Annotated in this window: 22 protein-coding genes and 1 tRNA gene; 12 read left to right on the top strand and 11 right to left on the bottom strand. The window is 68.0% G+C overall.

Annotated features, from left to right (window positions below; genetic code table 11):
* Window positions 1–34 precede the first annotated feature (34 nt).
* From urtB to J2852_RS01990, 5 genes are all read left to right on the top strand, one after another.
* Window positions 35–1,636, top strand: a complete 1,602-nt coding sequence (gene urtB / locus J2852_RS02010; RefSeq protein ID WP_209870100.1) for an urea ABC transporter permease subunit UrtB — start codon at window positions 35–37, stop codon at window positions 1,634–1,636.
* A gap of 4 nt (window positions 1,637–1,640) precedes the next feature.
* Window positions 1,641–2,780 (top strand): urea ABC transporter permease subunit UrtC, encoded by a 1,140-nt coding sequence (urtC, locus tag J2852_RS02005; RefSeq protein WP_209870097.1) that lies wholly within the window; start codon window positions 1,641–1,643, stop codon window positions 2,778–2,780.
* 3 nt (window positions 2,781–2,783) lie between these two features.
* Window positions 2,784–3,530, top strand: a complete 747-nt coding sequence (gene urtD / locus J2852_RS02000; protein WP_209870094.1) for an urea ABC transporter ATP-binding protein UrtD — start codon at window positions 2,784–2,786, stop codon at window positions 3,528–3,530.
* A 146-nt stretch (window positions 3,531–3,676) separates the two neighbouring features.
* Window positions 3,677–4,372, top strand: a complete 696-nt coding sequence (gene urtE / locus J2852_RS01995) for an urea ABC transporter ATP-binding subunit UrtE (protein ID WP_209870092.1) — start codon at window positions 3,677–3,679, stop codon at window positions 4,370–4,372.
* 178 nt (window positions 4,373–4,550) lie between these two features.
* Window positions 4,551–5,972: a dipeptidase gene (locus J2852_RS01990; protein ID WP_209870089.1), complete on the top strand. Its 1,422-nt coding sequence runs from the start codon at window positions 4,551–4,553 to the stop codon at window positions 5,970–5,972.
* 208 nt (window positions 5,973–6,180) lie between these two features.
* On the opposite strand, the gene J2852_RS01985 is transcribed toward J2852_RS01990, so the two are convergent.
* A complete protein-coding gene (locus tag J2852_RS01985; RefSeq protein WP_209870086.1) occupies window positions 6,181–8,454 on the bottom strand; it encodes an ankyrin repeat domain-containing protein in 2,274 nt (757 codons plus the stop codon).
* A gap of 210 nt (window positions 8,455–8,664) precedes the next feature.
* Here J2852_RS01985 and J2852_RS01980 point away from each other — a divergent pair, with 210 nt between their 5' ends.
* Window positions 8,665–9,570, top strand: coding sequence for an ROK family protein (locus J2852_RS01980; protein WP_209870083.1), 906 nt, complete (start codon window positions 8,665–8,667; stop codon window positions 9,568–9,570).
* A 274-nt stretch (window positions 9,571–9,844) separates the two neighbouring features.
* The gene (locus J2852_RS01975; protein WP_246499239.1) at window positions 9,845–10,093 is read left to right on the top strand and encodes a hypothetical protein; all 249 of its coding nucleotides are present in this window, start codon (window positions 9,845–9,847) and stop codon (window positions 10,091–10,093) included.
* A gap of 243 nt (window positions 10,094–10,336) precedes the next feature.
* Here the strand turns inward: J2852_RS01975 and nagA are convergent, their stop codons facing one another.
* Window positions 10,337–11,473 carry an N-acetylglucosamine-6-phosphate deacetylase gene (nagA, locus tag J2852_RS01970; protein WP_209870077.1) on the bottom strand — a complete coding sequence of 379 codons (1,137 nt, stop codon included), beginning with the start codon at window positions 11,471–11,473 and terminating at the stop codon, window positions 10,337–10,339.
* Between the two features lie 434 nt (window positions 11,474–11,907).
* On the opposite strand from nagA, the gene otsB reads away from it, so the two are divergent.
* Both otsB and J2852_RS01960 read left to right on the top strand, forming a co-directional pair.
* Complete coding sequence (otsB, locus tag J2852_RS01965; RefSeq protein WP_343206660.1) at window positions 11,908–12,732, top strand: trehalose-phosphatase; 825 nt, start codon at window positions 11,908–11,910, stop codon at window positions 12,730–12,732.
* A 62-nt stretch (window positions 12,733–12,794) separates the two neighbouring features.
* A complete protein-coding gene (locus J2852_RS01960; protein WP_209870064.1) occupies window positions 12,795–13,040 on the top strand; it encodes a hypothetical protein in 246 nt (81 codons plus the stop codon).
* A 3-nt stretch (window positions 13,041–13,043) separates the two neighbouring features.
* Here the strand turns inward: J2852_RS01960 and J2852_RS01955 are convergent, their stop codons facing one another.
* From J2852_RS01955 to J2852_RS01925, 7 genes are all read right to left on the bottom strand, one after another.
* Window positions 13,044–13,406 (bottom strand): hypothetical protein, encoded by a 363-nt coding sequence (locus tag J2852_RS01955; protein WP_209870061.1) that lies wholly within the window; start codon window positions 13,404–13,406, stop codon window positions 13,044–13,046.
* A gap of 59 nt (window positions 13,407–13,465) precedes the next feature.
* Window positions 13,466–14,197, bottom strand: a complete 732-nt coding sequence (locus J2852_RS01950) for an ABC transporter ATP-binding protein (RefSeq protein ID WP_209870058.1) — start codon at window positions 14,195–14,197, stop codon at window positions 13,466–13,468.
* Window positions 14,194–14,937: an ABC transporter ATP-binding protein gene (locus J2852_RS01945; RefSeq protein WP_209870055.1), complete on the bottom strand. Its 744-nt coding sequence runs from the start codon at window positions 14,935–14,937 to the stop codon at window positions 14,194–14,196. The genes J2852_RS01950 and J2852_RS01945 overlap by 4 nt, the downstream gene beginning before the upstream one ends.
* Window positions 14,934–16,775, bottom strand: a complete 1,842-nt coding sequence (locus tag J2852_RS01940) for an ABC transporter permease (protein WP_209870052.1) — start codon at window positions 16,773–16,775, stop codon at window positions 14,934–14,936. The genes J2852_RS01945 and J2852_RS01940 overlap by 4 nt, the downstream gene beginning before the upstream one ends.
* 145 nt (window positions 16,776–16,920) lie before the next feature.
* Complete coding sequence (locus J2852_RS01935) at window positions 16,921–18,141, bottom strand: ABC transporter substrate-binding protein (protein WP_209870049.1); 1,221 nt, start codon at window positions 18,139–18,141, stop codon at window positions 16,921–16,923.
* Window positions 18,142–18,301: 160 nt separating this feature from the next.
* The gene (locus tag J2852_RS01930; RefSeq protein WP_209870046.1) at window positions 18,302–18,742 is read right to left on the bottom strand and encodes a MarR family winged helix-turn-helix transcriptional regulator; all 441 of its coding nucleotides are present in this window, start codon (window positions 18,740–18,742) and stop codon (window positions 18,302–18,304) included.
* A 343-nt stretch (window positions 18,743–19,085) separates the two neighbouring features.
* Window positions 19,086–19,259, bottom strand: a complete 174-nt coding sequence (locus J2852_RS01925) for a hypothetical protein (RefSeq protein ID WP_209870043.1) — start codon at window positions 19,257–19,259, stop codon at window positions 19,086–19,088.
* 387 nt (window positions 19,260–19,646) lie between these two features.
* On the opposite strand from J2852_RS01925, the gene J2852_RS01920 reads away from it, so the two are divergent.
* Together J2852_RS01920 and J2852_RS01915 are read left to right on the top strand one after the other, a co-directional pair.
* Complete coding sequence (locus tag J2852_RS01920; protein ID WP_209870040.1) at window positions 19,647–20,945, top strand: outer membrane beta-barrel protein; 1,299 nt, start codon at window positions 19,647–19,649, stop codon at window positions 20,943–20,945.
* A gap of 228 nt (window positions 20,946–21,173) precedes the next feature.
* Window positions 21,174–21,746: a polysaccharide biosynthesis/export family protein gene (locus J2852_RS01915; protein ID WP_209870037.1), complete on the top strand. Its 573-nt coding sequence runs from the start codon at window positions 21,174–21,176 to the stop codon at window positions 21,744–21,746.
* Window positions 21,747–21,833: 87 nt separating this feature from the next.
* Here J2852_RS01915 and J2852_RS01910 read toward each other — a convergent pair whose 3' ends face one another.
* Both J2852_RS01910 and J2852_RS01905 read right to left on the bottom strand, forming a co-directional pair.
* On the bottom strand, window positions 21,834–22,115 hold the full coding sequence (locus J2852_RS01910; RefSeq protein WP_209870035.1) for a hypothetical protein: 282 nt from the start codon (window positions 22,113–22,115) through the stop codon (window positions 21,834–21,836).
* 93 nt (window positions 22,116–22,208) lie between these two features.
* Window positions 22,209–22,284: transfer RNA gene (locus J2852_RS01905), tRNA-Thr, on the bottom strand.
* Window positions 22,285–22,427: 143 nt separating this feature from the next.
* Here J2852_RS01905 and J2852_RS01900 point away from each other — a divergent pair.
* Window positions 22,428–24,362, top strand: coding sequence for a bifunctional 2',3'-cyclic-nucleotide 2'-phosphodiesterase/3'-nucleotidase (locus J2852_RS01900; protein ID WP_209870032.1), 1,935 nt, complete (start codon window positions 22,428–22,430; stop codon window positions 24,360–24,362).
* Window positions 24,363–24,432: the final 70 nt, after the last annotated feature.

Raw genomic sequence — 24,432 nt, 5'->3', positions numbered from 1 at the left:
TGCCGCATCCCGACACCTTCCGAGAGAATCCTCGATGCACCGCGTCCTCTCCTGGCTGCTGGCCGCGCTCATCGCGGTCGCGACTCCCGCCTTCGCTGCCGACCTCGATCCGCTGGTGCGGGCGCTGGGGACGGGCACCTACGCCGACACCGAAAAGGCCCTCGCGAAACTGGCCGAGACCGGCGACACCGCCGCCGTGCCGGTGATCGAGGCGCTCCAGACCGGTGACCTGCATGTCCGCAAGGCGGACGGCGCGGTGGTCGTCGCGAGGAAGGCCGGCAACGGCGTCGCGCTGACCGACCCGCTGACCGGCGCCGCGCTGGGCGAGGCGGACCGGAGCGCGGTCGAAAAGATCAAGATCAACAACAGCCTGCGCCGCTCCATCAGCGCCGCGCTGGGCGCGCTGACGCTGATGAGCCCGAACCCGCAGACACGCCGGCAGGCGGCGGACGCGGTGTTCAAGAGCCGCGACGTGAACGCGCTGGAAGCGCTGGACACGGCGCTGGCGAAGGAAACCGACGAGGGCGTGCGCCGCGCGATGTTTCAGGCGCGGGCCGCCGTGGTGCTGAACTCCTCCGCCCCGGACGCCGACAAGATCGCCGCCGTCGAGACGCTGAAGGCGCGCGGCGACCGTGACGCGCTGGCGCTGCTGAACGCGGCGGCCAACAGCGGCGGCGCGGAGGTGAAGGCCGTCGCGGAGCGGGCCATCGCGTCGGTGGAACAGCGGCTCGCCCTGTGGGGCGCCGCGCAGAATCTCTGGTACGGGCTGTCGCTGGGCTCGGTGTTGCTGCTGGCGGCCATCGGGCTGGCCGTCACCTTCGGCGTCATGGGCGTCATCAACATGGCGCACGGCGAGATGGTGATGATCGGCGCCTACGCGACCTTCCTGGTGCAGGAGGTGTTCCGCACCTTCGCCCCCGGCCTGTTCGACCTGTCGATCCTGGTGGCCCTGCCGGTCGCCTTCCTGGCGTCGGGCGCCGTCGGCGTCGCCATCGAGCGCAGCGTGATCCGCTGGCTGTACGGGCGCCCGCTGGAAACGCTGCTCGCCACCTGGGGCCTGTCGCTGGCGCTTCAGCAGGCGGTGCGGTCGATCTTCGGGCCGACGAACCGCGAGGTGGGGGCGCCAAGCTGGATGTCCGGCGCGTTCGAACTGGGCGGGCTGACCATCACCTATGGCCGGCTGTGGATCGTGGTGTTCGCCTTCCTGGTCTTCGCGGCGCTGCTGGTGGCATTGCGCAAGACCGCCTTCGGCCTGAACATCCGCGCGGTGACGCAGAACCGCTCCATGGCCAGCGCCATGGGCATCCGCACCGCGCGGGTGGACGCGCTGACCTTCGGCCTCGGCTCCGGCATCGCCGGGCTGGCCGGCGTGGCGCTGAGCCAGATCGACAACGTCAGCCCCAATCTGGGCCAGGGCTACATCATCGACAGTTTCATGGTGGTGGTGTTCGGCGGCGTGGGGAACCTGTGGGGGACGCTGGTCGGCGCCCTGGCGCTCGGCTCGGTCAACAAGTTCCTGGAGCCCTACGCGGGCGCGGTGCTGGGCAAGATCCTGGTGCTGATCTTCATCATCCTGTTCATCCAGAGGCGTCCGCGCGGCCTGTTCGCGCTGAAGGGCCGGGCGGTGGAGGCCTGATCCGATGCTGACCCGATTTCTTCTGATGGGCCTGGACAAGAAGGCCGGCGTGCTGCTGGCGGTCCTGGCCGTGCTGGCGGTGGCGGTCCCGGTGATGGCGCTGGCGGCGCCGCCCGACTCCCCCTGGCACCTGTCCACCCACACGGTGGCCCTGCTGGGCAAGTATCTGTGCTTCGCGCTGCTGGCGGTGGCGCTGGATCTGGTGTGGGGCTACGTCGGCATCCTGTCGCTGGGGCACGCAGCCTTCTTCGCGCTGGGCGGCTACGCCATGGGCATGTACCTCATGCGCCAGATCGGGCCGCGCGGCGTCTACGGCCACCCGGTGCTGCCGGACTTCATGGTGTTCCTGAACTGGCAGGAGCTGCCCTGGTACTGGCACGGCTTCGACCAGTTTTGGTTCGCGGCGCTGATGGTGGTGGCGGTGCCGGGCGTGCTGGCCTTCGCCTTCGGCTGGTTCGCCTTTCGGTCGCGGGTCACGGGTGTGTACCTGTCGATCATCACGCAGGCGCTGACCTTCGCGCTGATGCTGGCCTTCTTCCGCAACGACATGGGCTTTGGCGGCAACAACGGCCTGACCGACTTCAAGACCATCCTGGGCTTCGACATCCAGGCGCCGGAAACCCGCGTCGGGCTGTTCGTGGCGACGGTCGTCGCGCTGGCGGCGGGCTACACGCTGGCCTCCTGCGTCGTGGCCTCCAAGCTCGGCAAGGTGCTGGTGGCGGTGCGCGACGCGGAGAGCCGGGTGCGCTTCCTCGGCTACGAGACGGAGCGGTACAAGCTGTTCGCCTGGACGCTGTCGGCCTGCATGGCCGGCGTGGCGGGGGCGCTGTACGTGCCGCAGGTCGGCATCATCAACCCGTCCGAATTCTCGGCCGCCAGCTCCATCGAGGCGGTGATCTGGGTCGCGGTCGGCGGGCGCGGCACGCTGGCCGGCGCGGTGCTGGGCGCGGTGCTCGTGAACTTCGGCAAGAGCTACTTCACGGCGGCCCTGCCGGAGCTGTGGCTGTTCGCGCTGGGCGGCCTGTTCGTGCTGGTCACGCTGTTCCTGCCCAAGGGCCTGCTGGGGCTGGCGGCGCAGGTGAAGGGGCGCTGGCCGTCCGGCCGTGCGATGGCGGCGAAGCCCGCCGGTCAGAAGGGGATCTGAGACATGAGCGCCGAGGACACCCTCCTGTATCTTGACGGCGTGTCGGTCAGCTTCGACGGCTTCCGGGCTCTGAACAGCCTGTCGCTGATCATCGAGCCCGGCGAGATGCGCGCCATCATCGGCCCGAACGGCGCCGGCAAGACGACCATGATGGACGTCATCACCGGCAAGACGCGGCCCGACACCGGCACCATCCTGTTCGAGGGCGGCACCGACCTGACGGCGCTGCGCGAGGCGGGCATCGCCAACCTGGGCATCGGCCGCAAGTTCCAGCGCCCGACCGTGTTCGAGATGCACACGGTCTGGGACAATCTGGAACTGGCGCTGAAGGCGCCGCGCCGGCCGCTGAAGACGCTGACCTATTCGGCGACCCGCGACGACCGCGCGCGGATCGAAGAGATCCTGGACATCACCGGCCTGTCGCCCAAGCGCGACCGGCAGGCCGGCAGCCTGTCGCACGGCGAGAAGCAGTGGCTGGAGATCGGCATGCTGCTGGCCCAGGACCCGAAGCTCCTGCTGGTGGACGAGCCGGTGGCCGGCATGACGGACGCGGAGACGGAGCAGACCGCCCGCCTGCTGAAGGACATCGCCGGCAAGCATTCGGTGATCGTGGTGGAGCACGACATGGCCTTCGTCCGCGAGCTGGGCGTGAAGGTGACGGTGCTGCACGAGGGCTCGGTCCTGGCCGAGGGCTCGCTGGACGCGGTGAGCGCCAACCAGCAGGTCGTGGACGTGTATCTGGGGCGGTAGGACCTCAATCCCCTCTCCCCCCTGGGGAAGGGCTAGGGTGAGGGGGAAGCGCCGACAAGATGGCGGCTTTCCGGCCTTACGGCCGCCCCCTCATCCCAACCCTTCTCCCCAGGGGGAGAAGGGCTTTACGGAAGGGATATGGGCACATGCTCGACGTACGTTCGGTCGATCTGCATTATGGCGCCGCGCAGGCGTTGCGCGGGGTGTCCCTGTCGGCGGAGGTGGGGAAGGTCACCTGCCTGCTGGGGCGCAACGGCGTGGGCAAGTCCAGCCTGCTGCGCGCCATCGTCGGCCTGAAGCCGGTGACCGGCGGAGCCATCAATTGGGACGGCGGCGACATCACGAAGCTCGCCCCCTATGAGCGGGCACGGCGCGGCATCGCTTATGTGCCGCAGGGGCGCGAGATCTTCCCGTTGCTGACCGTGCGGGAAAACCTGCTGACCGGCTACGCGCCGCTGCCGCGCGCCAAGCGCTCGATCCCCGACGAGGTGTTCGAGCTGTTTCCGGTGCTGAAGTCCATGCTGGACCGGCGCGGCGGCGACCTGTCGGGCGGGCAGCAGCAGCAGCTCGCCATCGGGCGGGCGCTGGTGACGCGCCCTCGGCTGCTGGTGCTGGACGAGCCGACGGAGGGCATCCAGCCCTCCATCATCAAGGACATCGGGCGCGCGATCTCCTACCTTCGGGACAAGGGCGAAATGGCGATCCTGCTGGTCGAGCAGTATTTTGAGTTCGCCCGCGACCTTGCCGACGACTGGGCGGTGATGGAGCGCGGCGAGGTCATGCTGTCCGGCAGCCGCGACGGATTGGTGGAGAGCGAGGTGCGGCGGTACCTGACCGTCTGACGCCCGTTCTCCAGAAGATTCTCGCGAGGGCGGAGGCCGGGCTCCGCAACCCTGTGCTTCCCCGCGAAGCCTGGGCTCCGCCTTCGCGGGGATGGCTCCTCTGCGGAATGTCTGCCTTGGCGGCGGGCTGCGATGCGCTACCATCGCTTCGTTCGTTCGCAATCGAAGGCTTGTCTTCATGTCCAGCGCCCTGTCCGTTGATTCCGTTCTCCAACAGGTTGACCGCAGCTTCGAGGAGTCGGTCGGCCGCCTCTGCGACCTGCTGCGCATCCCCAGCATCAGCACCGATCCCGCCTACAAGGGCGATGTGCGCCGCGCGGCGGATTGGCTGGTGCGGGAACTGACGGATCTCGGCTTCGACGCCTCGGTCCGCGAGACAGGCGGCCACCCGGCGGTCGTCGCGCACCATCCGGGCCCCAACAAAAATCAAGGGGGTGGCGACGACGTCCCGCACATCCTCTATTACGGCCATTACGACGTGCAGCCGGCGGAGCCGCTGGAGCTGTGGAACAGCCCGCCCTTCGAGCCGGTCATCGTCGAGGCTGAACACGGCCGCCGCCTCGTGGCGCGCGGGGCCGTGGACGACAAGGGTCAGGTGATGACCTTCATCGAGGCGTTCCGCGCCTGGCACGCCGTGCACGGCACGCTGCCGATCCGCGTGACCGTCCTGCTGGAGGGCGAGGAGGAGACCGGCAGCCCCAGCCTGCTGCCCTTCCTGAAGGCCAACGCGGAGGAGTTGAAAGCCGACGTCTGCGTCATCACCGACACCAACAGCTGGAACATCGAGACGCCGGCCATCACCACGCGCCTGCGCGGCCTGATGTACATCGAGGCGACGCTGTTCGGGCCGAGCCACGACCTGCATTCCGGCATGTTCGGCGGCGCGGTGCTGAACCCGATCAACGCCCTGACCCGCATCCTGGGCCAGATCCACGACGACGAGGGGCGCGTCCAGTTCCCCGGCTTCTACGACGACGTTGCCGAGGCCTCGGAAGAGGAGAAGGCCATGTGGCGCGGCCTTGGCTTCGACGAGAGCGCCTTCCTGGCCGGCGTCGGTCTGACGACTCCGGTGGGTGAGGCCGGGCGCACGGCGCTGGAGCGGCTGTGGTCGCGCCCGACCTGCGACATCAACGGCATCTGGGGTGGCTACACCGGCGCGGGTGCCAAGACGGTGATCGCGGCGAAGGCCTCGGCCAAGCTGTCCTGCCGTCTGGTGCCGGGCCAGGACCCGCAGAAGATCCTGGCCGGCGTGAAGGCGTTCCTGGAGGCGCGCACGCCCAAGGACGGGCGCTGGGAAATCCAGACCTTCGGCATGTCGCCGGGCGTCCAGGTGCCGACCGACAGCCCTTATCTCCGCGCCGCCATGACCGGGCTGGGCGACGTCTACACCAACAAGCCGGCGCTGATCGGCAGCGGCGGCTCGATTCCGGTCGGCGGCTACATCCGCGAGGCGCTGGGCTTCGATTCGATCTTCGTGGGCTTCGGGCTGGAGGATGACCGCATCCATTCGCCCAACGAGAAGTTCGAGCTAAAGTGCCTGCACAACGGCATCCGCTCGCACGCGGCGATGCTGGCGCGCTTCGCGGCGCTGGCGTCGTAAAGGGAACGCCGCACGGCGGGGTACTAATTCTTCACGGATTTCACGGATTGAAAACACGGATTACACGGATTTTTATTGATGCTCTTGCTGAGTGATGGCCTTCCGGAAAGGCTGTCGCTTAGCCAAGATCAAGAAAAAATCCGTGTAATCCGTGCTCAAATCCGTGAAATCCGTGTAGATCCTGTTGTCCGCCGAGAATCCAGCCACCTCACCGCGGCTTCAGCGCTTCCACCACCTGAACATGGCCCTGCAAGGCGCCCAACGTCAGAGCGGAATTGCCGGCGGTGTCCATGCGGAAGGGGTTGGCGCCGCGTTCCACCAGAAGGCGGGCGACGCGGTCGTGGCCGTTGTTGGCGGCGTACATCAGCGCCGACCAGCCGTGTCCGGCCACGCGATCGACCGCCACGCCGTGGTCGATCAGCGCGCGCACCACGTTCGCATGACCGCGCGCGGAGGCCGCCATCAGGGCGGTCTTGCCATCGTCGTTGGTGGCGTCCAGTTCCGCCCCGGCCGAGGCGAGGGCCTGGATCACCCCCTCATGCCCGCCCCAGGCGGCGTACATCACGGCGGTGGCGCCGTCGGAGGTCTTCAGCTCCGTCCGGGCGCGGCGGTCGAGCAGGACCCGCACCGCGTCGGTCAGCCCCTGTTCGGCGGCCAGCATCAGCAGCGTCTTGCCGTTGTCCACGCGCTTGTTCGGGTCGGCGCCGCCGTCAAGAACGCGCTTCAGCTCGGCCGGGCGGCGGAGCAGGGCGATGATCGCCTCGCGGCTGTCCAGGCCCGGTTCGGCCTCGGGCATCGGCTGCGGCAGATCGGCGTGCATGCGGCGTTCGCCGGCCGACTTGATGCGGTCGCGCAGGTCGCCGTTGTCGGGCGCGACGATCAGGGCGCGCTCGTAGAAGCGCCGCGCCTCGCTGAAGTCGCCGTCGCGCTCGGCCATGGCGGCCCAGCGGCGGTAGGTGTCCTCCATGACCGCCAGCAGTTCCGGGATTTCCGGCGTGGTGGGCGCGATCTCGCGCAGGCGCGACACCGTCTCGTAGGCGTTGTCGCCGGGCGGAGTGGTCAGACGCTTGGCGCTGATCTGCCGGCGCGCCTGATCGACCAGAGCCCGCACGCGCAGGGTCAGCGCGCCGTCCATCTCCGGCAGCGGCGCGGAGGGCGAGGGCAGGGCGGCGACCTGGGTGGTCGGCGTCTCCTCGACCAGCGGCGGCAGGGTCGCCGTACCGGTGCCGACGGCGCTGTTGCTGCCCGATTCGGCCGGTGGCGGCGGTTCGGTCACGGGCGGTGTCGCCAGCACCACGGGTGGCGTGATCGGAGGCGTCGGCGGCGGAATGTCCGGCTTCGCCACCAGCGGGGGAGGCGGCTCGGCCTTCACCGGTTCCACCTTCATGACGTCCGGCTTCATAGCGTCCGGCTTGACGGGTGGGGCCTCGAACGTCCGGACGAGCGGCGGCTGCGCCGACTCCGCCGGGGTGACCGGCACGCGCAGATAGGGGTTCTGCAAACGAGCAAGCGCGAGCGCGTCCGGTTCGCGGCTCAGTTCAGGCGGGCTAGGGGTGAAGGGGTTGGTGACATGCTCGTCCACATAGGCGCGCAGGTCGGTCCAGCCGCGCTTCACCGTCTCCAGCGCGCGTTCCGGCGTGGCGTCGGGTATTGCCAGGGTCACGGCGGCGCCCGCCGCGCCCAGCAGGATCAGGGTGGTCACGGCGGCCCCGGCCAAGGCGGCGCGGCGGCGCGGCGGAGGCGGCATGTGAGGCGCGGAGAACTGGGCGTCCTCGGACCCGGTCCAGTCGTCCGGTACATCCCAATCGTTGGCCGGGGAACTGTCGACTGTCGGTTTCGGCTCCGGAGCGGGCGGAGGGGCGGTCAATGGAGCGGCCATTGGGGTGGCGACCGGCACCACGGACGCCACGGCCCCCGCGCCGCCCCGCGGAGCCATGCGGTAGATGACGCCGAGGTCGCGCACGGCCTCGGCCAGTCCGGGACGGGCCAGCGTGCGCTCCATCTCCGGCGTGCCGCACAGCAGGACTTGCAGGAAGCGACCGTCCGTCGTTTCCGACCGCGACAGGTCGATCAGGTCGGCGAGCGTCGGCGCGGCCAGCACGCCGGCGTTGTCCACCGCCAGCAACCCAGCCCCGGCAAGGTCGAGGCGCTGCTCCAGCTCCTCGATCAGCGTGTCGAAATCGCGTTCGCCGGTTTCGGACGGCAGCACGGCGTCACCCGCTGCCCCAACCAGATCCTCCACCTGGGCGCCGGGGCTGGCCGCCACCGGCAGCACCAGCGCGCCGTCGGAGGCGACATACTCCACCAGCTGCTGGAACACGGCGGTCCGGCCGGAGCCGGGCTCTCCCACCAGAAGCAGCAGCCGCTTGCGCGCCAGCAGCGCCAGGAGAAGTCCGTCAAAGACCTCCACCTGATCCGGGCGCAGGCGGGGTGCCTGGGATCGTTTCGATGCGTGGGAGGACTTCGATGCTGAACGGTCCATGAGATATCGCGCGAGCCGTTGAGGGGGCGGGCATGATCCTTGACTCTAGCGGCGCGCCGCCGCCACGCGAGGGTGCAAAGGGCGGTGCCGAACCCTCTTATGGGGAAGTCTGACTCAACGGTGGGACTGGCCCGGCGCCTTCGCTGCGGTATAGGGTTGCCACCCCATTGCCTCTGGCTTCCTCCCTTGGGCCTACAGCACGGACGTTCCATGCGCATCGGCATCGATCTCGGCGGCACGAAGATCGCCGCGACCCTCCTCGATCAGGGTGGGGGCGAGCGGGCGCGCCACCGTGCCGACACGCCGCGCGACTATGACGGGACGCTGAGGGCGCTGGCCGACACGGTCGCTACGCTGGAGAGGCAGGCAGGCGTCGCGGGTGCCACCGTGGGCGTCAGCTTGCCGGGCATCGTGGACGCGGCGGCGGGAACGGTGCGGGCGGTGAACCTGCCCTGGCTGGACGGGCGCGCCTTCGCCGATGACCTCGCCAGCAAGCTGGGGCGGCCGGTGCGGATTGCCAACGACGCCAACTGCTTCGTGCTGTCGGAGGCGGTGGACGGCGCTGCGGCTGGGGCTGGCGTCGTGTTCGGGATTATCCTGGGCACCGGCGTCGGCGGCGGCATCGTCGTGGACCGCCGCATCCTGCCGGGCGCCAACGCGCTGGCCGGGGAATGGGGGCACACGCCGCTGCCGTGGCACCGGGACGAGGACGGCCCGCCGGAGCGTTGCGGCTGCGGTCGGGACGGCTGCATCGAGACGCTGCTGTGCGGGGCGGGACTCGCCCGGCTGCACGCGCGGCGTACGGGCGAACCGCTGACCTCGCCCGAGATCGCCGCGCGGGCGCTGGAGGGCGACGTGAGAGCCGCCGCTACGCTCGCCCATCACGCCGACGCGCTGGCCCGCGCGCTGGCGGCGGTGATCAACCTGCTGGACCCCGACGCCATCGTGGTGGGTGGTGGGCTTTCGAACCTGCCGGGCCTGTATGAGGCGGTGCCGGCCCTGTGGGGAAACTGGGCGCTCAGTCCGGCGCCGCGCACGCGCTTCGTCCGTGCCCGGCATGGGGCGGAAAGCGGCATGCGCGGCGCGGCGTGGCTGTGGCCGCCGGGCGCCCGCTGAAGCGGATTTCGATCCGCTTTGGACCGCGACGGCGGTCCCGGCCGCCAGCCTTCTGTTTGGACATTGGCGGCCGAAGCCCGGCCGGCGAATGAGGCCATATGAATCCAAAGCGAATGCTAATTCGCTTTGGGGTGTTGCAATGAATTGGCGCGGCTCTTGCTCCGGTTGTTATCAATCAACACGGAGCAGGGCCATGATTCGCAGAAAGATTGGGGTGCGCGCCGGGACGAACACGGCGTCGTTGCATTTTGCAAATCGTAATGCATATCTGGGTATGGGCGTTTCGCCCCGTGCGCGTTCTGCAAGTGCCGCCAGCACGGCACGGCATCTGGAGCAGGCCTGCGCGCGGCTTCAGGACGCGACGGACGAGCTTGAAACCGCCCTGTCCGCCATTCCGTCGCCCGATGGGCAGGCCGACCTGCACGAGGCCATCGGCTCCATCATGGAAACGCTTCGGCTGATCGCGGCGGCGCACGCGCGGTTGGAACGTCTACAGCCCGATTTCCCGGCGGCGGCCGAGTAAGCCCCCGACAGCACCGAAGCGACAGTGCTGAAACGCCGAAACGCGAAAGGGCGGCTCCGGTCGGGAGCCGCCCTTTCGGCGTTGTCGTACCTTATCGTGTTCTGGGACCGATCACTCGGAAATGGTCTGCCAGAAGAAGAACACGAGGGCGGCAACCATCAGCGCGATGTCCATGGGACTCTCCTCGATCCAGGGTCGGACGCCTCTATACGACAGTTTTGCGCGCGCGTGCAGCGATTCTGTTTACAGGACTGCCATTTTTCCGGCGATCCAGGTGGCGCGGACCGCCAGCCCATCGTCCAGATGCACGAGGTCGGCGGCCAGCCCCGGCCGGATGCGCCCGCGTGTTTCGGAAAAGCCCATGAAGTCCGCCGGATAGGCGGAGGCCATGCGCAGCGCCTCATCCAGCGGAACGCCGATCCGAGTGACGCAGTTGCGCACCGCCGTCGCCATGTCGAGCGCGGAGCCGGCCAGCGTGCCATTGGCGGTGACGCAACGCCCGCCTTCCACCCGGATGGTCTGGCCGTACAGTTGGAAGCCGCCTTCGGCCCCAACTGGCGGCATGGCGTCGGTGACCAGGAACAGCTTGCCGCGCGCCTTCGCCTTCCAGGCCAGCCGCACCGACGCGTCGTGCACGTGATGCCCGTCCACGATGATGCCGCACCAGACCGAATCGTCCTCCAGCGCGGCGCCGACCATTCCCGGCTCACGCGAGCCCAACTGGCTCATGGCGTTGAACAGGTGGGTGACGCCGCTGATCCCCGCCGCGAAGCCCGCCTTGGCCTGCGCCCAGCTGGCGGCGGTGTGGCCGGCGGCGACGCGGATCCCGGCCTCCGCCAGCGCGCGGATCGAATCGGGCGCGACGGTCTCGGGGGCGAGGGTGACCAGCGACGGCAACCCGGCCAACCCGTTCAGCAGGGCGAGGTCGGCGGTGTTGGGCGGCGCGATGAAGCGGGCGTCGTGGACGCCGCGCCGCTCGGCGGTGATGTGCGGGCCTTCCAGATGAATGCCCAGCACGCCGGGCACGCTCTCGGCCATCGCGGCGCGGACAGCGTCCACGGCGGCGGTGCGCTTTTGCGCGTCGTCGGTGATGAAGGTCGGCAACAGCCCGGTGGTGCCGAAGCGCCGGTGCGCCTCGGCAATGCGGCGCAGCGTCGTCACGTCCGGCGAATCGTTGAAAAGGGCTCCGCCGCCCCCGTTGACCTGAAGATCGATGAAACCGGGCGCCAGCACCCCGCCGCCGAGGTCGAGCGTTTCGGCGTCAGCGGGCACGTCGCCGCGCGCCACCACGTCCAGAATGGTGCCGCCGTCGATCAGCACGGCCGCCTCGGGCAGCACCGCTTCGCCGGTGTGAATCGTCGCGTTGACCAGCGCTTTCAAGGACTTGTTCCCCGACCGGAAGCTATGGGCGGGCAGCTTAAGCGCCAAACGGGCCTTGTACGCAAGGCAAAGCGCCGGGTGCTCCCCGCCTTCCGCCAAGGAGATAGTGGGAGACGCTGAAGAGGTATGTCCTTCGTCAGGGATTGCCAGAGGTAACGGGTTTCTGGCAGAAAAAAGGCCGCTGAAAACAGCGGCCTGAGTTTAGGGAGGAAACGCCCAAGAAGGGCGAAGCAGCAATCGCTTGCTGCACTGCAAAATTAACAAAATCTTAGGGGCGTGCAACCCCCAAGCGACGGCCCCCTCGTGGGGTCGAAGCTTTTTGGGGTGTACTGTTGCGCGGCAGCCACAACTTCTTTCGGTAGACTGCTCGGACCCGCAGACGGCCCGGCCCGTTGTTCGTAACTGTACGAATGAAAGCGTTGGAGACCGGTACCGTGGCTGAGCCGATAACGAACGAAAGGACGGAGAAACCGTCCGCACTCGCGGATTTCGACGACTTCGCCGCACTCCTGGGCGACCGGCATCCGGCCGTCTTCCTCGACTATGACGGAACCCTGACCCCCATCGTGGAGCGGCCGGACCTTGCCGTTCTGGACGAGTCCGTCCGTGCGGCGATCCGGCGGCTGGCGGCTCTGTGCCCGGTGGCGGTGGTCAGCGGCCGTGACCTGGACGACGTGGCGCGCCATGTCGGGCTGGACGAACTGGTTTACGCCGGCAGCCACGGCTTCGACATTCGCGGCCCCAGCCTGCGCACCCAGATCGGCCTGGAATATCTGAACGAGCTGGGCGGCGCCGAGTCCGAGCTGAAGGCCCGCCTGTCCGGCCTTTCCGGCGTGCTGGTGGAGCGCAAACGATTTGCCATCGCCGTGCACACCCGTCAGGCGGCTCCGGCGGACAAGCCCACCGTGGCCGAGGCGGTGCGCAACGTGGCCGCCGACCATGGGCAGCTTCGCGTCACCGGCGGCAAGGAAATTCACGAACTGCGCCCGAACCTGCCCTGGGACAAGGGGCGCGCGGTGCTGGCCCTGCTCGACGCGTTGGGGCTGGCCGGGCCGGACACGGCGCCGCTCTACATCGGCGACGACGAAACCGACGAGGACGCCTTCCGCGCCCTGGCTGCACGTGAGGGGGCGGGTCGGGGAATCGGCATCCGGGTGATGGACCCGCCGAGCGCCACCGCCGCCGGTTGGAGCCTGAAGGATCCGGCCGAGACGGCGGCCTTTCTGGAACGTCTGGCCGACTGGCTGGCGGATTCGTAATTCATCGAAGCTTTACCGGATCGGGTGTAGCCTCGGCGGGACCGACATGAGGAGTCCCCGCCATGGACATCAGCCCGACCGGCGCCCCGAGCATTCCAATGCTGGCGCAGCCGCAAGCCAACGCGCTGGAGGGCATGGCGGACGCGCAGGCGCGCGTTCAGGACGCCGCCAGCCAGCTGGCTGCCGGCAACCTCAACCCGGCGGTGGTGGTCAGCGTCACCTCGGCGCAGATGGACTTCGCCGCCAACGCCAAGGTGATGCAGACGGCCCAGGAGAACACGAACCGTCTGCTCGACATGCTGGCGTGAGGGTTACTCGGCGACGGTGATCGTCGCGTTCACCGACCCGTCGGCGGCGATGGTCGTGTACTGGTTGCCGGCCTTGCGCACGGCGAAGCAGTTTTCCTTGCCGTGGATGCCGGGCCAGGTGGTGCAGTAGCCGGTGTCCGACAGGCGCCACGTCCCCTTGTCCTGGAAATCGCCGCTGATCTCGGCGCTGCCGTCCGCCTTGAAGTTCAGCGTGTAGCTCTTCCCCTTCGGCGACTGGGCCTTCAGGGTCTTGCCGACCCAGGCGGCCTCGATCTGGGCGGGGGTCAGCAACTCGCCGGGGGCGTCGGCCTGCGCGGCGGAGGTCAGGACGGTCATCATCAGTGCTCCGAGAAAAAGCGCCCTCATCGTTTCCTCCTGTGGTTGAGGAAGCGTGATGGCATGGTAATCGGCGTCCGGCAATCGGCTCACACCGCGAGATATTGTCGCCGCACGGTATCGTCTTCCAGCAGGGCCTGCATGGGGCCGTCAAAGCGGATGCGGCCCTTCTCGATGACGCTGGCACGGTCGGCGACGGCGGCGGCGAAGGACAGGTTCTGTTCGGACACAAGCACCGACAGCCCCTCCGCCTTCAGCGCGCGAATCGCCTCGGCCATCTGCTGGACGATGCGCGGGGCCAGCCCCTCCGACGGTTCATCGAGCAGCAGCAGCGACGGGTTGCCCATCAGCGTGCGGGCCAGCGTCAGCATCTGCTGCTCGCCGCCGCTCATCCGCCCGCCGCGCCGGCCGCGCATCTCCGCGAGGTTCGGAAACAGCGTGTAGAGGCGTTGTGGCGTCCAGGAGGGAGCGCCGGGGCGGGGCGGCTGGCGGCCGACCTCCAAATTCTCTTCGACGGTCAGTTCGGTAAAGACACGCCGGTCCTCCGGCACGTAGCCGAGGCCCAGCCGCGCGATCCGGTGCGGAGGCAGGGCGGAAACATCGCGCCCGTCGAAGGACACGCCGCCGGAGCGCGTGTCCATCAGGCCCATGACCGCCTTCATGGTGGTGGTCTTGCCGGCGCCGTTGCGGCCCATCAGCGCCACCACCTCGCCACGGCCGACGGTCAGGTCCACGCCCATCAGGATGTGCGCGCGGCCGTACCAGGCCTGAAGGTTCTGAACGGTCAACAGAGGTTCGGTGTTGGGTGTTTGGGGGCTCATGCGGCGGTCCCCAGATAGACGGCCTGCACGCGTTCGTCGGCGCGCACAGCCTCGGGCGGTCCCTCGGCGATCAACTGGCCGCGGTCGAGCACGATGATCCGCGTCGCGTGACCGAACACCACATCCATGTCATGCTCGGTGAACAGCACGGCCAGCCCGCGCTCCCGCACCAGGGCGGAGGTCAGGGCCATCAGCTCCAGCCGTTCCGCCGGGGCCATGCCGGCGGTGGGCTCGTCCATCAGCAGGATCTTCGGGTCGCTGGCCAGCGCCATGGCAAGTTCCACCCGCTTAAGATCGCCATAGGCCAGCACGCCGCAGGGCCGGTCGGCCTGCGCGCCCATGCCGACACGCTCCAACAGGTTCTGGGCCTCGTCGCGAAAGCAGCCAACGGCCGGCTGCCACAGGCCGAACAGGCGCCGGCGGCAGGACAGGAAGACCATCTGCACGTTCTCGCGCACGGTCATGGAGGCGAAGGTCGCGGTGATCTGGAAGGTGCGTCCGACGCCCAGCCGCCAGATGCGCCGGGGCGGCAGCCCGACGAGGTCCACGCCGTCCAGCCGCACCGTCCCCGAATCGGGGCGAAGCTGTCCGTTCAGCAGGTTGAAGCAGGTCGTCTTGCCCGCCCCGTTCGGGCCGATCAGCGCCAGAACCTCTCCCTGTGCGAGGCTGAAGGACACGCCGCGCACCGCCTTCACCCCGCCGAAGGAGCGTTGCAGGTTCTCGACGACGAGGCGGCTCATGCCTCCTTCCTCCGCATCCACAGGTCCCGGACGAAGCCGGCCACCCCCTTGGGGAAGGCCAGCACCAGCACGATGATGACGAGGCCCAGGACGAGACGCCACCACTCGGTCAGGCTCATCACCTCGGTCTCCAGCAGGTGGAACAGCGCAGCACCCACGACCGGGCCGCTCAGCGTCTGGATGCCGCCCATCAGCACCATGACCAGCGCGTCCACCGACATCGGCACGGCCATCAGCGTCGGGAACACGCTGCCCTTGGAAAAGGCGTAGAGCCCGCCGGCCAGCCCCGCCGCCGACCCGGCCAGCGCGAAGGCGTACCACTGGTGCCGGCGCACGTCGATGCCCACCGCCTCCGCCCGCAGCGCCGAGTCGCGCCCGGCGCGCAGCGTGTAGCCGAAGGGCGCGAAGGCCGCCCGGCGCAGCAGGAACAGCGTTCCCCCGGCCAGCGCCAGCGTCAGCAGATAATAGGCGGCCTTGCCCGCCGCCCAATCCGGCGGCCAGACGCCGAGGATGCCGTTGTCACCGCCGGTGAAGCCGTACCACTGAAACGCCACCGACCAGGCAATCTGCGCGAAAGCCAGCGTCAGCATGGCGAAATACAGCCCCGACCGCCGCACGCAGAACCAGCCGGCGATCAGCGCCCCGACTCCGGCCAGGACGGGGGCCGCCGCCAGCGCCAGCGGCATGGGTGCCGCCAGATGCTTGACCAGCAGCGCCGATCCATAGGCGCCCAGCCCGAAATAGGCCGCGTGCCCGAAGGAGACGAGCCCGCCGAGCCCGATCAGCAGATGCAGGCTGGCGGCCATCAGCGCCAGGATGACCACCTCGGTCAGCACGATCAGCGCGTAGTCGCCGGCCACCAGCGGCACCAGAGCCAGCAGAAGAAGGAGCAGGGCAGGGACCCAGCGCACCAGTCCCGTCGCCAGGACCAGCGGCGGGCCGGGGCTGGCCGCCGTGGGCGGCGCCTCCTCCTTGCGGCCGAGCAGGCCGTAGGGGCGGATGACCAGCACCACCGCCATGAACAGGAAGACGAGCACCAGCGTGATCTGCGGGAAGACCAGGATGCCGAAGGCCTGTAACTGCCCGATCAGCAGCGAGGCGACGAAGGCCCCGGTCAGGCTTCCCATGCCGCCGACCACGACCACCACGAAGGCCTCGACCACGATGGACATGTCCATGTGCAGGTTCACCGCCTCGCGCGGGACCTGCAAGGCACCGCCCAGCCCGGCCAGCGCCGACCCCAGGAACAGCACGCCGGTGAACAGCTTGGCCGGATCGACGCCCAGCGCCGCCGCCATCTCCCGGTCTTGCGTCGCGGCGCGGACCAGCGTGCCCCAGCGCGTGCGGTTGAACAGCAGCCACAACAGGCCGAGCACCACCGGCCCCAGGGCGATCAGCACGAGATCGTAGAGAGGAAAAGGCTGGTCGAGGATATCCACCGAGCCCTTCAGCCCCGGCGCGCGGCGTCCGAGCAGATCCTCCGACCCCCAGGCGTAGGAGGCCGCGTCCTGGATCACCAGCACGACGCCGAAGGTGGCGAGCAGCTGGAACAGCTCCGGCGAGCGGTAGAGCCGGCGCAACAGCCCGACCTCCATCAGGGCGCCCAGCGCCCCGACCGCCAGCGAGGCCAGCGCGACACCGCCCCAGAAGCCCAGCGGCGTGGTTCCCCAGCGCTCGATCAGGCTCCAGCCCAGATAGGCACCCAGCATGTAGAAGGAGCCGTGCGCGAAATTCACGATCCGCGTCACGCCGAACACGATGGTCAGCCCCGACGACACCAGGAACAGCGTCGCCGCCGCCGCAAGGCCGCTCAGGAACTGGACGAGATAGAAGGACATGTCAGGGCCGCGCCTATCGTGGTGGCATCATCGCGGCGGGCCCCCACCCTAACCCTCCCCCATGCTGCGCACGGGGGAGGGGATCAAGCCCCTTCCCCCGCGAAGTGGGGGAAGGTTGGGATGGGGGCCCGTTGCGAGGGCTTTCTCACTCCGGCCGCATCTTCTTTACGGCCTCATCCGACGGCAGGTAGTTGGCGCCATCGGCATAGCGCCACTCCGTCATGGTGCCGCGCCCGTTCTTCACCGTGGTCTTGCCGACGTAAGCGCCCATGGTCGCCTGATGGTCCGACGCGCGGAAGGTGATCGGGCCGAAGGGGCTGGTCAGTTGCAGGCCCGACAGCGCGTCCACGACCTTCTCCGGATCGGTCGAGCCGGCCTTCTCGATGGCGGCGGCGATGGCCTTGAAGGTGGCGTAGCCGACGACCGAACCCTGACGCGGGAAGTCGTTGAAACGCTTCTGATAAGCGTCGCGGAAGGCCTTGTGCTCCGGCGTCTCGATCTGCTCGTAGGGGTAGCCGGTGACGATCCAGCCCTCGGGCGATTCGTCCTTCATCGGCTCCAGATATTCCGGTTCGCCGGTCAGCAGGCTGACGACGGTGCGGTTGCGGAACAGGCCGCGCCCCTCGCCCTCGCGCACGAACTTGGCGAGGTCGGCGCCGAAGGTGACGTTGAAGATCGCATCGGGCTTCGCGGCGGCCAGCGCCTGCACGGTCGGGCCGGCCTCCAGCTTGCCCTGGGCGGGCCACTGCTCGGCCACGAACTCCACGTCCGGGCGCTTTTCCTTCAGAAGCTGCTTGAACCAGGCCACCGCGGACTGGCCGTATTCGTAGTTCGGCGCCACTGTGGCCCAGCGCTTGGCCGGCAGCTTGGCCGCCTCGTCCACCAGCATGGAGGCCTGCATGTAGGTGCTGGGGCGCAGGCGGAAGGTGTAGCGGTTGCCCTTGGTCCAGGTGATGGCGTCGGTCAGCGGCTCGGCCGCCACGAAGGGCACCTTGTTGCGCGCCGCGAAATCCGCCACCGCGAGGCCGACGTGCGAGAAATAGGTGCCGGCCAGCAGCTCCACCTTCTCGTTGCTCAGCAGCTCCTGCGCGACGCGCACGGCGTCGTCGGGCTTGCCCGCGTCGTCGCGTGAGACGACCTCCAGCGTGCGCCCGCCGAGCAACCCGCCGGCCGCGTTCACCTCCTCCACCGCGAGCTGCCAGCCCTGACGATAGGGAATCGTGAAGGCGGGAAGGCCGGTGTAGCTGTTCACCTCGCCGATTCGGATCGGCTGCGATTGTGCGAAGGCGGGCAAGGTAAAGGCGGTCTGGGTGGCGGCGATGAGCGCGGCGGTGCCCAGCAGCGAAAGGGTCTGGCGGCGGTTCATGGTCCTGCGTTTACCCGGTGCGGCGGTTGGCGGAACGGTCGGTGCAACCACGTGCAACGGCTGCCCGAGGCGTGAGGCTGCGCGAACGCATGGCTGCGTTCATAGCAAACCCACGACAAAAGTCACCGTTCCGTTGCGCCGCATTCGCCGCGGTCGGATGCTACATCAGGCGCGCGAGCAGCCCCAGGAACGTGCTGCGCTCGTCCGTCGACAGGGGCTCCAGCGTCCTGTCATGCGCCGCCGCGGCGTTGGCCAGAAGGTTGCTGACCAGCGCCTGCCCCGTGCGGGTCAGGCGGACGCTGGTGCGGCGCCGGTCCTGCGGGTCGGGCTGGCGCTCCACCAGATTGCGTTCGACGAGGCGCAGGATGACCCCCTGAGTCGTCGCCGGATCCATGTAGGTCAGACGCCCGAGCTGGTTCTGCGACAGGGCGCCCTCGTTGCGCAGCGTCACCATCGCCGCCCACTGGGTGGGTGTCAGCTGGGCATTGCCGATCGTATCCAGGAAAATGGATGACGCGCGTTGGTGTGCCCGGCGCAGGCGGTAGTGCACCTGTTCGGACAGCGTGTAGTCGTCGGGCGGCGTACGGCCGGTATCGTCCATGAGCGCACACAAGCTTTGCGATGTCCGCCTTCGTTCCGGGAGAAGGCGGGCGGGCTCCGGGGCGTCGCACCCGGATGCATGCGCTAAGACTCGGAGAATCCTTCGAATTCGCGCAAAAAGTTATACGCCCCAGGATTTAGCCTAGGTACGCAATCGAAGGCAGGCAACGCCCATCGCTGCGGCATAGAGCCACAGTTCTGGGCGTTCACGGTTTAATAACCTAAAGCATTCGTTACCGCGACACGCTGCAGATCCGGAACAGTCGATGGTCCGTATACCAGCGGGCGTTTATCGCCGTGCCAATGCCTCCTTGGTCCTACCAAGGGGGGAGGCCGCACTTCAATTAGGGATTCTGCTTAGGTGGGTAGGTGTTTGGGGGTGGAGTCTTTTCGCGCTCGGACTTTGGCACGTCGCCTTCCGGCGCCGGCACGCCGCCGGGCGTGTAGGAGGGCATATGGTCGTCGGCCGGGCGTTTCGGTGACTTGGGCGGCGGTGGCGTGTCCAGATGCTTGGTCATGTCGGACCCTTCGGCGGATTGACGACAGGTCCCCTGTGAACGGACGCTTCGCCCGCCGGTTCCCCTCCTTCGGGTCTGAAGTCCGGAGTCGCGCCCGGCCCGTTGGCGCGCTCCGCGCACCTTGCGTCAGGGTTCTATGACCTTCGCTATAATTGTTCGCAGGCGAATCGGGGAAACGCGCGCCCGGCGCAAGTCTTGTTGCGCCAACAACACACGGACGCGTAAAAACCGAGGCTGGCCGGCTTCACTGTTGCATTGGAACCACGCCGTGAGTTGACTTTGCGGCGACTGTCCGCTTCATCCGGAGCGGGGATTGCACAATTCGCCGGCCGTTCGGCCATTCTCGACCGATTTGAGCCCTTTGATTTCAGCCTTGCGCGGTGACCCATGAAGCCCAGCTCCCTGTCCATCCTCGCCCTCGCGCTCACGTCCACGGTGCTGACCGCACTGCCGGCGTCCGTGCCCGCGAACGCACAGGAACTGCAGCGCGGTGAAACCGTGCTTGAGCGCCGTCGTCCGGAGGTCGAGCAGCTCGGCGTCCGCGCCGGCTCGTTCCGCATCCTGCCGCGCATCGAGACGGGTTTCACCCACGAGAGCAACGTCTTCGCGACCGAGAACAACAAGCGCGACGACACCATCTGGGTCACCGCGCCGCGCCTGGATGTCCGCTCGGACTTCAACAACCACGCCTTGAACTTCTCGGGTGCCGCCAACTTCGGCCGCTACTTCGACTTCAAGAGCGAGAACTACACCGACTACCGCCTCCAGGCCGACGGCCGTTACGACCTGTCCCGCAACGGCTCGATCGACGCTCTGGTGTTCAACCGCCGCGACCATGAGGGCCGGTCCGATCCGGACGTGTCCACGGGCTCGCTGCTGTCGGCCACCACCTACGCGGAGCCGGTGGTCTACTACACCAGCGGCGCCGAGGCCGGCTACACGCAGCGCTTCAACCGCATCCGCGCGCGCCTGTCGGGCCTCGCCCACTACACCACCTACGAGGACACCCGGCTGGTCAACGGCACCAAGCCGTCGCAGGAGGATCGCGACCGTTGGGACTACGCCAGCACCGCCCGCGTTGGCTATGAGTTCATCGACGGCTACGAGACCTTCATCCAGGGCACCTATTCCTGGACCCGCTACCGTCTGGACCGCGACTTCGGCGGCATCGATCGCGACTCCAACGGCTACGAGGTGGTGGCCGGCGTCTCGACCGACCTGACCGGCCTGATTACCGGCGAGTTCTACCTGGGCTATCTGAACAGGAACTACGACGATCCGCAGCTGAAGGACTTCGGCGGCTTGGCCATCGGTGGCCGGGTGAACTGGGCCGTGACGCAGCTGACCTCGGTCACCGGGTCGATCAGCCGCCGCATCCGCGAGACGACCTTCACCCGTGGCGGTCAGATCGCGTCCAGCTACGACCGCACCATCGCCGCCATCGGCGTGGATCATGAGCTGCTGCGCACTCTGCTGTTGAACGGCCGCGTCCAGTGGCGCCAGGACGACTTCAACGGCGTGGACCGCACCGACAACGTCTACACGCTAGGCGCTGGCGCCACCTACCAGATGAACCGCTATCTGTTCCTGAGCGGCGGCTATACTTACGAAAAGCGTAATTCGAACCTCAGTGGTTTCGATTTCTCGGATAACCTTGTCTATCTGCGCGTCGGCGCTCAGATGTAATACAAGTCTCCGAGCTTCGGCAAAAGGGCGTCTGTCAACCGGCAGACGCCTTTTTTGTGTTTTTGCCTATACAAGGGCGCGAGTTCTTTTCCCCCGTTGGCATTACTTCCTCTCCACTTTTTCCCAAGCGCGTGTGAGTTGCTAGTCTCCCTCCGAGACCGCTGGGGGCCGGACTGTTCGCGAGGGGACGCCCGCCCCGTTGTCCTCACGAGCAAGGAAGGGTTTGGGATGAATCGACGTCATATGTTCCGTGCGCTTGGGCTGACCGTGATCGCCGCCGCCGCGATGGCCGGCTGCGCCGGCATGGACGCACCGCCCGAGTCGACTCCGGTCGCCGAGATGACCGACTACAAGCTGGGTTCCGGCGACGCGCTGCGCGTCATTGTCTTCGGCGAGGAGCAGTTGTCGGGCGAATTCCGCGTCGATGGCTCGGGCAAGGTCGCCATGCCGCTGATCGGCGAGGTGCCGGCCAAGAACCGCACGGCGCGCGATCTGGAGGCCGACATCACCCGGCGCCTGTCGCAGGGCTACGTCAAGGACGCTAAGGTCAGCGTCGAGGTGATGAACCACCGCCCGTTCTTCATCCTGGGCGAGGTCCGCAACCCCGGCCAGTACCAGTACGTCAACGGCATGACCGCGCTGTCGGCCGTCGCCATGGCCGGCGGCTACACCTACCGCGCCAAGGAAGAGTATGTGCTGATCACCCGCGGCAGCGATCCGAAGAAGGAACTGCGCAAGGCCCCGATCACCACGCCGGTCATGCCCGACGACGTGGTCCGCATCCCCGAGCGGTATTTCTGATCGCCTGGACGCCAGCCTGACGGCGAAAGCCCCCTTCCCCGAATCGGGGAAGGGGGCTTTCGCTTTTTTCGCCTTTATTCACTGGCCTTACTCGTCCCGCTTGGCGCGGGAACCGTAATCGCCCTTCATGAATGCGTCGTCGCCCTTGGCGTGGCCGGACGGGGTGCGCTGGTCCTTCGGGACCTCCCGGTCGACGGCCATCTCGGGCGGGGAGCGGGTGCCGGCGGCCTCGTCGTCGGTGCCCAGCGGGGCGGCGGCGGGGTCGGCGGCCGGCACCTTGTCGCCGGTCAGCCCCCGGTCGGTGGCGTCGCGCAGGCGCTGCGCCGCCGCGTTCGGCGGCGGGACGGACTTGTCGGTGTGATCGGCCATGAAAGGGACCTCGGCGGGTGATTCTGGTTGCGGATGCTCGTCCGCACCAACCCGTAGAGCCTTGGTCTGGTTCCCGCCGTTTCGACGGGGGAATGGTGCCGGTTGCAGGGCTCGAACCCGCGACCTTCGGTTTACAAAACCGCTGCTCTACCAACTGAGCTAAACCGGCGCGCCCTTGCGGCGGGCGCATACACTAGCGTCCCGCGCCGCGCGGGACAAGCGGCACCTGCACCTTCGGCCAAGCGATGACGGATCGGTTGCGGCTTCGCGTCCCTTGGGCGAACGTTCATAATTCCAAAACGGGGAGAGCTCATGAGACCGACGTCCGCTCTGTTCGCGCTGGCGCTGGCCGCCACCACGGCCCTGACGCTTCCGGCGCTGGCCGCCGACAGCACGGTGAAGCTGCGCATCCTGGAGACGACCGACCTGCACGTCGCGATCCTTCCCTACAACTACTACAGCGACAAGGAGGACGTGACCCAGGGCTTCGCCCGCACCGCCACACTGATTCGCAAGGCGCGGGAGGAGGCGAAGAACACGCTGCTGTTCGACAATGGCGACATCATCCAGGGCAACCCGCTGGGCGACTATGTGGCGCGTGAGAAGGGGCTGAAACCCGGCGAGGAGCATCCGGTCTACGCGGCGCTGAACCAGCTCGGTTACGCTGCCGGCACGCTCGGCAATCATGAGTTCAATTACGGCCTCGACTATCTGAAGACGGTGATGGCGGGGGTGAAATTTCCCATCGTATCGGCCAACGTCTTCCACGCCGACGGCAAGCCCTATTTCGACCAGTACCGGATCATTGACGCCAAGGTCACCGACGAGGCCGGCAAGGAACAGGCGTTGAAGGTCGGCGTCATCGGCCTCGTCACGCCGCAGATCGTGAATTGGGACAAGAGCCATCTGGACGGTAAGGTGGTCACCCGCGACATCGTGGACACCGCCAGGGCCCTGGTGCCGGAAATCCGCGCCAAGGGCGCCGATCTCGTCGTTGCGCTGGCCCACACTGGCATCTCGCCGGACCCGCGCCAGGGCGGGGAGGAGAACGCCGGCTATCACCTGACGCAGGTGGAGGGCATCGACGCCATCCTGACCGGCCACCAGCACCGCGTCTTCCCCGGCCCTGATTTCGCCAAGCTGCCCGGCGCCGACATCGAGAAGGGCACCATCAACGGCAAGCCGGTGGTCATGCCGGGCTTCTGGGGCAGCCATCTGGGCATCGTGGACCTGACGCTGGAGAAGGACGGCGGCCGCTGGACCGTCGCCGACGGGCGAACCTCGACTCGCGCCATCTCCGAACTGAAGGACAAGCAGCGCGTGCCACTGGTCGACTCGGAGCCGGCGGTGGAGCAGGGCGCCAAGGCGATCCATGAGGAAACCCTGGCCTATGTCCGCAAGCCGGTGGGCGAGACGAACGCCCGCATCCACAGCTACTTCGCGCTGGTGCAGGACGACCCGTCGATCCAGATCGTCACCAACGCCCAGACCTGGTACGTGCAGCGGCTGGTGAAGGGGACGGAGCTGGAAACGCTGCCGATCCTGTCGGCCGGCGCCCCCTTCAAAGCGGGCGGGCGCAACGGGGCCGACTATTACACCGACGTGGCGCCCGGCCCGATCGCCATCAAGAACGCCGCCGACCTCTACCTCTACCCCAACACGCTGCGCGCGGTCGTGATGACCGGCGATCAGGTGCGGGAGTGGCTGGAAATGTCCGCCGGTATGTTCAACACCATCGACCCGAAGAAGACAGAGGAGCAGCCGCTGCTGAACGCTGCCTTCCCGTCCTACAACTTCGACGTCATCGATGGCGTGACCTACGAAATCGACCTCAGCCAGCCCTGGCGCTACGACATGGATGGCAAGGTCGTGAATCCCGAGTCGCACCGCATCCGGAACCTCGCCTACCAGGGCAAGCCCATCGACGGCGCACAGAAGTTCCTGGTAGCCACCAACAACTACCGGGCTGGCGGCGGCGGTAAGTTCCCCGGCCTCGACGGCAAGAGCATCGCCATCGAGGCGCCGGACGAGAACCGCACGGCGCTGATCACCTACCTCTACGACCAGAAGACCATCAACCCGTCGTCGGACGGCAACTGGCGCTTCGCCGCGCTGGACGGCAACCCGCTGGTGACCTTCGAGTCGTCGCCGAAGGCGAAGGACGTGCTGCCGGCGGATGGCCGAATCACCCCGGCCGGCGACGCGCCGAACGGCTTCGCCAAATACGCGATCAGGCTGGCGAAGTAAGCGCCCGCACAGGAGAGAATTCACCACCAAGACACCAAGACACCAAGGAGCTTCAGCGCGGCCAAGCCGA

Source organism: Azospirillum soli (assembly GCF_017876165.1).
GTDB classification, from domain to species: domain Bacteria; phylum Pseudomonadota; class Alphaproteobacteria; order Azospirillales; family Azospirillaceae; genus Azospirillum; species Azospirillum soli.
This window is presented reverse-complemented; position numbering and strand designations above follow the sequence as displayed.

Bases quoted from the DNA above. Each gene is read 5' to 3' on its own strand.
- J2852_RS01985 (WP_209870086.1), bottom strand. From the start codon at position 8,454: ATGGACCGTTCAGCATCGAAGTCCTCCCACGCATCGAAACGATCCCAG.
- urtB (WP_209870100.1), top strand. From the start codon at position 35: ATGCACCGCGTCCTCTCCTGGCTGCTGGCCGCGCTCATCGCGGTCGCG.
- J2852_RS01980 (WP_209870083.1), top strand. From the start codon at position 8,665: ATGCGCATCGGCATCGATCTCGGCGGCACGAAGATCGCCGCGACCCTC.
- J2852_RS01975 (WP_246499239.1), top strand. From the start codon at position 9,845: ATGGGCGTTTCGCCCCGTGCGCGTTCTGCAAGTGCCGCCAGCACGGCA.
- urtE (WP_209870092.1), top strand. From the start codon at position 3,677: ATGCTCGACGTACGTTCGGTCGATCTGCATTATGGCGCCGCGCAGGCG.
- J2852_RS01940 (WP_209870052.1), bottom strand. From the start codon at position 16,775: ATGTCCTTCTATCTCGTCCAGTTCCTGAGCGGCCTTGCGGCGGCGGCG.
- J2852_RS01930 (WP_209870046.1), bottom strand. From the start codon at position 18,742: ATGGACGATACCGGCCGTACGCCGCCCGACGACTACACGCTGTCCGAA.
- J2852_RS01935 (WP_209870049.1), bottom strand. From the start codon at position 18,141: ATGAACCGCCGCCAGACCCTTTCGCTGCTGGGCACCGCCGCGCTCATC.
- urtD (WP_209870094.1), top strand. From the start codon at position 2,784: ATGAGCGCCGAGGACACCCTCCTGTATCTTGACGGCGTGTCGGTCAGC.
- J2852_RS01945 (WP_209870055.1), bottom strand. From the start codon at position 14,937: ATGAGCCGCCTCGTCGTCGAGAACCTGCAACGCTCCTTCGGCGGGGTG.
- J2852_RS01950 (WP_209870058.1), bottom strand. From the start codon at position 14,197: ATGAGCCCCCAAACACCCAACACCGAACCTCTGTTGACCGTTCAGAAC.
- J2852_RS01900 (WP_209870032.1), top strand. From the start codon at position 22,428: ATGAGACCGACGTCCGCTCTGTTCGCGCTGGCGCTGGCCGCCACCACG.
- J2852_RS01955 (WP_209870061.1), bottom strand. From the start codon at position 13,406: ATGAGGGCGCTTTTTCTCGGAGCACTGATGATGACCGTCCTGACCTCC.
- J2852_RS01990 (WP_209870089.1), top strand. From the start codon at position 4,551: ATGTCCAGCGCCCTGTCCGTTGATTCCGTTCTCCAACAGGTTGACCGC.
- J2852_RS01920 (WP_209870040.1), top strand. From the start codon at position 19,647: ATGAAGCCCAGCTCCCTGTCCATCCTCGCCCTCGCGCTCACGTCCACG.
- J2852_RS01915 (WP_209870037.1), top strand. From the start codon at position 21,174: ATGAATCGACGTCATATGTTCCGTGCGCTTGGGCTGACCGTGATCGCC.
- J2852_RS01925 (WP_209870043.1), bottom strand. From the start codon at position 19,259: ATGACCAAGCATCTGGACACGCCACCGCCGCCCAAGTCACCGAAACGC.
- J2852_RS01910 (WP_209870035.1), bottom strand. From the start codon at position 22,115: ATGGCCGATCACACCGACAAGTCCGTCCCGCCGCCGAACGCGGCGGCG.
- J2852_RS01960 (WP_209870064.1), top strand. From the start codon at position 12,795: ATGGACATCAGCCCGACCGGCGCCCCGAGCATTCCAATGCTGGCGCAG.
- urtC (WP_209870097.1), top strand. From the start codon at position 1,641: ATGCTGACCCGATTTCTTCTGATGGGCCTGGACAAGAAGGCCGGCGTG.